Origin of the sequence: Halogeometricum sp. CBA1124 (assembly GCF_009741955.1) — an archaeon.
Taxonomy (GTDB): domain Archaea; phylum Halobacteriota; class Halobacteria; order Halobacteriales; family Haloferacaceae; genus Halogeometricum; species Halogeometricum rufum.
Window position 1 is genome coordinate 1 of record NZ_WPCD01000262.1, and the last position, 4,395, is coordinate 4,395.

Annotated in this window: 3 protein-coding genes and 2 pseudogenes; all 5 read right to left on the bottom strand. The window is 68.1% G+C overall.

Going from position 1 to position 4,395, the window contains the following annotated elements; genetic code table 11:
* Positions 1-25: 25 nt before the first annotated feature.
* A pseudogene (locus tag GJ632_RS19885) lies at positions 26-900 on the bottom strand (alpha/beta fold hydrolase).
* 146 nt (positions 901-1,046) lie between these two features.
* Positions 1,047-2,179 (bottom strand): annotated as a pseudogene (gene meaB, locus GJ632_RS19890) (methylmalonyl Co-A mutase-associated GTPase MeaB); the annotation flags it as partial.
* A complete protein-coding gene (locus GJ632_RS19895) occupies positions 2,179-2,610 on the bottom strand; it encodes a cobalamin B12-binding domain-containing protein (RefSeq protein ID WP_089805290.1) in 432 nt (143 codons plus the stop codon). The gene GJ632_RS19895 and the pseudogene meaB, both read right to left, overlap by 1 nt.
* Positions 2,611-2,652: 42 nt before the next feature.
* Positions 2,653-3,867, bottom strand: a complete 1,215-nt coding sequence (locus GJ632_RS19900; protein WP_191453843.1) for a GAF domain-containing protein — start codon at positions 3,865-3,867, stop codon at positions 2,653-2,655.
* Between the two features lie 90 nt (positions 3,868-3,957).
* Positions 3,958-4,395: S9 family peptidase (locus GJ632_RS19905; protein ID WP_231751708.1), on the bottom strand; the 438-nt coding region annotated here is incomplete at its 5' end.

Genomic DNA, 4,395 nt, shown 5'->3' on the forward strand with positions numbered 1-4,395 from the left:
GGACGGGACGGGACGGGACGCGGCGTCAGGCCGGGACGCCCACGTCCTCTCTGACCGTCTCGAGGAACTGTTCGGGGAACTCCACGTGCGGCAGGAGTTTGGCGTCGTCGAAGACGACGAGTCTACAGTCGGCCGCCTCGGCGAGTTCGCGCCCGCGCTTCAGCGGAACGAGGTCCGAGTCGCGACCCCACACCAGCGTCACCGGCACGTCCACGTCGCGAGTGCGGTTTCGAGGTCCACCTCGGAGTTGAGGTAGCCGCTGATGAACGACGCCGGTGCGAAGCGGGCGTCTGCTGGTGGGCGGTCCGCCACTCGTAGTCGGTCCACTCCTCGGACACTCGGCTCGGGTCGGCGTAGCCGTGGTCGGCGTGAAGTACCGAATCGACGGCTTCGACCCGAGGAGGTTGAACACCGCCTCGCCGACGAGGGGCGCGCGAATCAGTTCGCGGAGCCACTGCTTCGGTTCCGGCCCGCCGCGTCGGTGGGGCAGACCGAGAATCATCCGCGACACGTCCGGGTCTGCGCCGACGAGGTAGGCGGCCGCAGCGAGGAGGCGACGACGGCGGGGTCGTCGAACTCCGAGACGAAGTCGCCGACGAAGTCCTCGTAGAGGGCGGCCGAGTAGCGGAGTTGCGGTCGGTCGGACGTGCCGAACCCGGGCAGGTCCGGGGCGACGACGTGGTAGTCCTCGGCGAGTTCGTCGAACACCTCGCGGAACTCGCCGTTCGACCCGGCGGCGTTGATACCGTGCAGGAGAAGCAGGTCCGGGTCGTCCTCGTCGCCCGCCTCGGCGTATCGCACGTCGATTCCGCGCCACCGATACGTCCGCTGGTCGCCCGACAGGGCCGGTTCGAGTGGCGGTGCTCGACGCGACAGGGCGGCGTTGGTCGCGGCGAGCAGACCGGCACCGGCGACGACGCCACCGACGACGTTCGCAACTTCATACCGGGAGACACGGACGCGACGATAGTATAGCCTGCGGGGGACCGCCGCGGTTCCGGCGAAGGATGCCGGTTCGTCGCCGCCGTCCGACCGCGGGCGCAGTCGTCTCGCTTCGACTCGACGCAGTCGCGCAGCGGTTGGAAAACCTCGGCCGCGACGGCGTAAGGGTCGGTCTCCCGGTTCGCCACGTCCTCGGCCATCGACTCGACACCGCCGCGGCGAGCGAGTTCCTCCTGCAGCAACGCGTTGGCGTCGTTGCGGAGGAGTTGCCGAATCTCCTCGGCGTAGCGCGTGCGGGCCTTCTGCGCGCGCATGCCCGACTGGTCGAGGAAGTCGGCGTGGGCGGCCAGCGTCTCGACGAGTTCCTCGACGCCGTCGCCGGTGGTCGCCACCGTCTCCACGATGGCCGGTTTCCACTCGGTCGCCGCGTCGCTCTCGTCGTCCGACCCGTGGCCGCCGTCCGCGTTGTCGCCGTCCGCGTGGTCCCGCCCGTTCGCGCCCGAGACGCCCTCGGGGAGACCCGTGTCGACGCCGTGGTGGCCGACGTCGAGTTTCGCGCCGGGGTTGTCGCGGAGGTGTATCATCTCCTCCAGTTCCGCGACGGTGCGGTTGACGCCGTCCATGTCGGCCTTGTTGACGACGAACACGTCGCCGATTTCGAGGATGCCCGCCTTGAGCATCTGCACGTCGTCGCCGCTGCCCGGTTGGACGAGGACGGTGACGGTGTCGGCGGTGCGGACGATGTCCACCTCGTTCTGCCCCGCGCCCACCGTCTCGACGATTACCTTGTCCTTCCCGACGCGTCGAGCGCTTTCACCGCGTCCGACGTCGCCGTCGAGAGGCCGCCGAGTTGGCCCCGCGCGCTCATCGAGCGGAAGAACACGTCCATGTCGCCGACGTTCGACGCCATGCGGATGCGGTCGCCGAGGACGGCTCCGCCGGTGTACGGCGAGGACGGGTCGACGGCGATGACGCCCACCGTGAGGCCCGCGTCGCGGTACGCCTTCGCCAGTTTGTCCACGAGCGTCGACTTGCCCGCGCCGGGACTGCCCGTGATGCCGACGACGTCGGCGTCGCCGGTGTGGGCGTGCAGGCGGGAGACCAGGTCGCGGTAGCCCGGACTCCGGTTCTCTATCTTCGTGATGGCTCGCGCCAGAGCGCGGTGCTTCCCGGCCAGGAGGTCCGAGACGAGTTCGTCGGTGCGCGTCTCGCCCGTCTGGTCTTCAGCGTGACCCATCAGTCGCGGTGCGGGGCGTTCTCGCGGACGAACTCGATGGTCTCCTGCATCGGCGTACCGGGGCCGAACACCTCCGAGACGCCCATCTCCTTCAGTTGCGACCGGTCCTCGTCGGGGATGATGCCGCCGACGAGGATGAGCGTGTCCTCGAACGCGTCGTACTCTTTCAGGCCGTCGATTATCTTCGGAACGAGCGTGTTGTGCGCCCCCGAGAGGATGGAGATGCCCAACACGTCGACGTCCTCTTGCACGGCCGCCTGGACGATTTCGTCGGGCGCGCGGTGGAGGCCGGAGTAGACGACCTCGAACCCGGCGTCCCGGAAGGCGCGCGCGATGACGTGTGCGCCCCTGTCGTGACCGTCCAGTCCGACCTTGGCGATGAGACAACGGATGTTCCGCTGTTGCTGTCCGCGTTCCGTGTCGGCGCTCATGCACGTTCGTTCGCCGCCGTGCGCTTTGACTCTAACGGAAATTCAGGAGGAATCGAAGGAGGTCAGGAGGCGCGTCTCCTCGCAGTTGTAGACGCCGTAGACCGCACCGACCGGACCCGAGGAGGGGACGGGGACGATGGTGAGGTCCAGCGATTCCGTCTCGCCGGCCTGGACCGCGCGCTCGACGGTGCCGACGACCGGTTCGTCGGACTGGAGGTGGTCGGCGAACAGTCGTCGTTCGGTCTCCGTCGGCAGTATCGAATCGAGCGTCCCTCGCTCGTACCCCCGACTGTCGCCGAACGTCCGGTCGTAGGCGGCGTTCGTCTCACAGCGGACGTAGTCCGAGACGACCGGGTCCTCCTCGACGTAGAGTGCGGGGACGGGGAGGCTCTCGAAGAAGGCGTGGAGCCTGTCGCGTTCCTGTCTGAGCGCGGACTCCCGGTCGAGGCGGGAGAGCGTCTCGGTGGTGTACCCCGCCAGAATCTCCAGAAACTCCTCGTCCCGGTCGTCGAAGTGGCCGACGTCGTCGGAGACGACCTGTATCACGCCGTACTCACCGAGGGGGACGCTCACGACCGACCGGAACGTGTCGCGGAACCGCGCGTCCTCGTCCGCGTGCAGGTCGTCGACGCGCTGTGTCTCCCCCGTCTGGAGCGTGCGTCCGGCGACGCCCTCGTCCAGTCGGCAACTGGTCTGATTCTCCTCCCGGAGCGTCGACGTGCGAGGGACGATGTAGTCGCCCTCCACGAGGGCGACGACGCAGAACGTGAAGGCGAGGGCGTCCACCGCGGCGTCGAGCGTCTGCTCGCACACCTCCTCGACGGTCTGACACCCCGTAATCGCGTTCGCGTGTCGGCTCAGCGCGGTCAACTTCGCGTTGGCCTCGACGAGTTCGCTGCGTTCGCGGTCCGACGACACCTCCCGCGAGATGCAGTCGGCGAGGGTGTCGACGCCCGCGGACGGCGGAACGACGTCGTCCACGTCGGCGTCCGTCTCGCCGTAGACCAGCACCGGGACGCCGGTTTCGACGCCCGCGAGTAGTTCGACCAGCGACGGGTCGTCGGTCAGCACCGCGACGCAGTCGATGGTCGGGCCGAGTTCGCGGACGTACTCCACGGCGGTCGCTCCTCGCCGGACGACCACCTCCGACTCTAACCGCGCCTGGAGGGCCTCGACGCGGGCGTCGCCGCTTCCACCCGCGTCGCAGTTCGACAGGACCACGAGAACGCGACCCCGGTCTTCTTCCCCCCGAGACATATCTGGCGAAGCTTCCTTGTCGCATCTACTTATACCTATTCTCATACGACAGAAGGAGAAAACCGGCGGAAGAATCTGCGACTGGCGGCCTCAGACGTGCTCGTCGAGGAATTCGACGATTGCCTCGTACGCCTCGATGCGATTCTCCAGTTTGGTGAACCCGTGACCCTCGTCCTCGAAGATGAGTTCGCGGACGGGGACGTGTTCGCCCGCCTCCTCGACTATCTGGTGCGCCTCGCCGACGGGGACGCGCGGGTCGTTCTCGCCGTGGAGGACGAACGAGGGGCGCGCGAATCTTCTCGATGTTGTTGATGGGCGAGATGGACTCCAGGAACTCGCGGTCCTCCTCGAGCGACCCGTACTCGGCCTCACGGAGTTCGCGCCGCCAGTCGCCGGTGTCTCGAGGAACGTGACGAAGTTGGCGATGCCGACGATGTCGATGCCGGCGGCCCACAGGTCGGGGTGACGTCCGTCATCGACGCCAGCCACCACTGAACCCGCCGTAGGACCCGCCCATCGCGACGACTC